This window comes from Phocaeicola intestinalis, assembly GCF_014837065.1.
Classification (GTDB): Bacteria; Bacteroidota; Bacteroidia; order Bacteroidales; family Bacteroidaceae; genus Phocaeicola; species Phocaeicola intestinalis.
In genome coordinates, this window is record NZ_JACSPP010000112.1 from 1 (window position 1) to 4266 (window position 4266).

Sequence of the window (4266 nt, forward strand, 5' to 3'; positions counted from 1 at the left end):
ACATACAAGAAGTTTCTCGGGTACCGTCCAGGTGTGGCTGTCATTGGCGACATGATTGTCGGCATAGAGAACAGCGATGGTAACACGAATGTGCGTTTTCATCAGGCAGACACCCATAAGAGATTCTTCGCTCTTCTGGAATCCCAGAACATCCGTGTAAATCGCTTCAGGGCAGACTGCGGTTCCTGCTCGAAGGAAATCGTCAGTGAGATAGAGAAGCATTGCAAACATTTCTACATCCGTGCCAACCGATGCAGTTCGCTCTACAATGACATCTTTGCTCTGAGAGGATGGAAGACGGAGGAGATTAACGGCATCCAGTTCGAACTCAATTCCATTCTCGTTGAGAAATGGGAAGGCAAGTGCTATCGTCTTGTCATCCAGAGACAAAGACGCAACAGTGGCGACCTTGACCTGTGGGAAGGCGAATACACTTACCGTTGTATTCTGACCAACGATTACAAGTCATCGACAAGGGACATTGTTGAATTCTACAATCTGCGTGGCGGCAAGGAACGTATCTTTGACGACATGAACAACGGATTCGGTTGGAGCAGGCTCCCCAAGTCATTCATGGCGGAGAATACTGTCTTTCTTCTGCTTACTGCATTGATACACAATTTCTACAAGACCATCATGAGCAGGCTTGACACCAAGGCTTTTGGGCTCAAGAAAACGAGTCGCATAAAGGCTTTTGTCTTCAAGTTCATCTCTGTGCCAGCCAAATGGGGCAGGACATCAAGGCAGTATGTGCTGAATATCTACACAGAGAACCGAGCTTATGCAAAACCCTTCAAAACAGAATTCGGATAAGAATCCTTTCTTTCCGGTTTGAATCTGCGTATTACCTCAAGTCGCATCGTGGGGTAAGGGGATGGTGGCTACATATTGATGTTGTGCTGTTGCTTTTTACTGAAAGCTGCTACTAACGACTCATAAATCTACCCTTAATCGTGTATTGGATGATAGTTGCGGATTTTAGGATTCAGATAAATTCGCAACATTTCGTTTGCTACTATTTTTGCAACTTTAAAATCGCAAATCGTAGAAAAATTAGGGTCTCTTTCAAAATAAAATGTTTCCATTGTCATTTGAATATCTTGTTTTCCTCTCAGAAAAAAGTACTTATCCAAATGCGTACTTCCCGAACGGTAGTATTTATAGAAATCAATGTTCTTATTGTAGAAATTCTCTAACTGATTCAGTTCATTGATGAAATAATTTTTCAGCACACAATCTTGTCCGTTGGGGCGCATCATTTCGATGTTATACACTTTCCTGTAATAGATTAGTTTACTAAAAAACTTGGGTTTTATTATCTTGAAAAAGAATATTTCATCCATTTCACTTTTGAACTTATAAAACGAAACTATTTCTTTCAATTCCGAGAACCCCTGTTCCAACAGCAATATTATTTGAGGAATATCTTTAATCCTGTCATTTAAATCGAGTTCATGCATCCTGATTTGATGTTCTAATTTTTCTGCAATGTTTTTTATCTTATCTTTCATTTTTATTGATTTTGAGTAAAAAAAAGGATGATATCGTCAGTAGACGACACACAAAGGCGTTCACTGAATTCCGATAGGATTCAGTGAACGCGAAGCAACAACATGTCGCTGAAAGATAATTAGTGATAGATTTGCCAGAAATACATAATACAGAATTTGTTGAAATCAACACCTAATCTTACTTATAACTTCCTTTGATTCCGTAGTCGGTATCCTGATTATTCAGCGATTTAGTACCGACAAGATGAGTTTTTCCGAAATTAAAATTCCAAGTGAGCGTGGCAACGAGAATTCGGGATGCATCGCTAAAACTTTCTCTTCGGAAAGGCGCTTGTGCATTTTTGTTTTCCATAATGGTTCGGGAAACATTCTTAAACGGATTGAACGCACCTATGCCAAAAGAAAAATTAGTCGCATTGTACCGGATAGCCAAGTAGTGATAATTACCATCCTTTATGACGGTTTCGCCGTATAACCTTTCGTCAAAAGGCTGTAGCTGGCCTATCAGCATCCATTTCTTATACATTGCCAAAACATCTGCCCTGTAATAAAAATTAGAATGGGTATGCGAATAGTTGTTCCCACGACTGTCAAAGTGGTTGAAGCCTCCTGTAACCGAAAATTGCAGGAAGTTTTTTATCATCCCTACTTTCAATGTTATCTCCGCATTATACTTATTCCAATCTTTCATGTTTTCGGGCATTGTCAGGAACACATTTCCATGTTCTCTTTTCGATTCCATGATAGGATTGTGTTTGTAGTGATGATGCAGGCTTGCATTGAAAGCGAACAACCCTTTTCTGTTTTCGTAATATAAATTATTATTCAGATTCAGGTACGGTTGAAGCAACAGATTCCCTTTCTCGGCAAGATACGAGTCAAGACGGATTTCCGTGTCGGCCAACTCCATCAGGGTTGGATTCGTTTGACTCATCTCCGCATCATACCGGATAAAAGAATTATCACTGAACCGATAGCCAACCATCGCTTTGGGTAAGAAATGGTAATAGCTTTTGGTAACAGATACATTGGAAAAATGCAGGCGATTCAGGCGAAGTCCCAAGCTATAGCTGAATTTGCCCTTACTATAAAACCACTCTGCAAAAACCGACGATTCCGCCTGATTCAAATCCGATTTGAATTCCTCGCCCTGATTAATTGTCTGCTCTGTAAACGACTGAATATGTTTTATCCCGAATTTCAAATTTCCATGGGCAAATCCTTTTTCGTATATGCCTTCGGCAATCAGTGAATATTTATCGGAAAACAGTTCCGAACGTTCGCTGAAAAGAGTATCAACATCGTTGTATTCGCAGTAATTCCGCGAAGATGCTGCGTTCGCATAACTCCCCACCACATTAGCATATATTTTCTGATTTTTGGGTAAACCATACTGGTAATACAAGTCGATGGTAGGAACATTAATTTTTTGCTGACTTCCGTCAAAAATCAACCCTTTGTCCGTGCCATTCTCTTTTAGAAAACTGTTGAAATCGTTGTGAGGCTGATTGCTCAGATTATATTTCAACTTGGCATTGAAAAAAGCCGAATCGCTCTGCTGATAGTTGTATGTCAGCGAAAAATCATGCATTTGGTACGAATAATCACCTCCGGCACTGATTTCTTCCCTCAATATAGGGGATGAATTTTCAAACTGATAACTACCTGTGCGATTTCTGTTATTCGTGTTGATGCGTTGAAACGCTGCGGTGTAGTTCAAAGCATATTCCGATTTTCCTTTGTTGAATTTGGCAAAGAAAACATCGCCCCCTGCAAGGATATTCAGCGAGTTCATCAAATCCACACCAACAACACCGCCTTTATCATCCCTTACTACCACGTAGTTGATAACTTTGGAAGCATGTCCGTATCGGATACCTGCATAATCCGAATATTCTATCCGCTTGATTTGGCGGGGTTGCAAGGTCTGAATTTCTTCCGGCGTGGTATTTACGCCGTTAATCTGCAAAATGACTTTCCCGCCGTCGGATGATGAAATCGTATTCAGCATCGGATTGATGTTCAAGCCGGGAAGCATCATTGTATTCAGCAATTGCATTCCGTTGGCAGAATGGCTGATTTGCAATTTTGTCGGGAACACAATCCGTTGGTTAATCTTGTTTATTGTGGAAGAAGCAGAAATCACCACTTCCCCAAGTAACAAAACATTTTCATTCAAATACACATCTATTTGTGCTGATTCCGTCAGATTCTGTATCAAAATCCGCTTTGTTTCAAATCCTAAACAGGATACTGACAGCACATAATTATCTGTGGGAAGATTTTCAAATTCAAATCTTCCGATAGTGTCTGTCGTTGTTCCTTTCAGAAAGACTGAATCTTGTTTGAATAGAACGACATTAGCAAACTCAACAGGTGTTTGCGTATTTTGTTGAAGTACTCTTCCTGAAACATGAATCGATTGTCCGGACACACTTAGGCCGGAATACAGGAAAAATACGATAAGATATAATAATCGAGCTTTATTAAAGTCCATACTTGTTTTCTTATAATGGGTTACGGATACAGATATAGCATCTGCATCATAAACCTCATGAATAAATGATAACCTTAATTCCGCAACACTATAATTTAACTTTATTTATAAGTTCCTGAGCAACAAAAAGTTGCCCAGGATTTTGCCATGTCAGAATTTTCACTTATCTTAGTGTTGCAAACCTTAATTCCGCAACACTATTACAAATATAACTTTTTAAGTACCTGAGCAACAAAAAGTTGCTCAGGATTTTGCCAT

General features: G+C 39.7%; 3 protein-coding genes. 1 reads left to right on the forward strand and 2 read right to left on the reverse strand.

Annotated elements, in window-relative coordinates; translation table 11 throughout:
* On the forward strand, positions 1-813 hold an 813-nt coding region (locus H9625_RS17095), incomplete at its 5' end, for an IS1380 family transposase (RefSeq protein ID WP_191765515.1).
* 134 nt (positions 814-947) lie between these two features.
* Here H9625_RS17095 and H9625_RS17100 read toward each other — a convergent pair.
* Together H9625_RS17100 and H9625_RS17105 are read right to left on the reverse strand one after the other, a co-directional pair.
* Positions 948-1511 carry an RteC domain-containing protein gene (locus H9625_RS17100; RefSeq protein WP_052484764.1) on the reverse strand — a complete coding sequence of 188 codons (564 nt, stop codon included), beginning with the start codon at positions 1509-1511 and terminating at the stop codon, positions 948-950.
* 178 nt (positions 1512-1689) lie between these two features.
* Positions 1690-4008 (reverse strand): TonB-dependent receptor, encoded by a 2319-nt coding sequence (locus H9625_RS17105; protein WP_008781630.1) that lies wholly within the window; start codon positions 4006-4008, stop codon positions 1690-1692.
* Positions 4009-4266 lie beyond the last annotated feature (258 nt).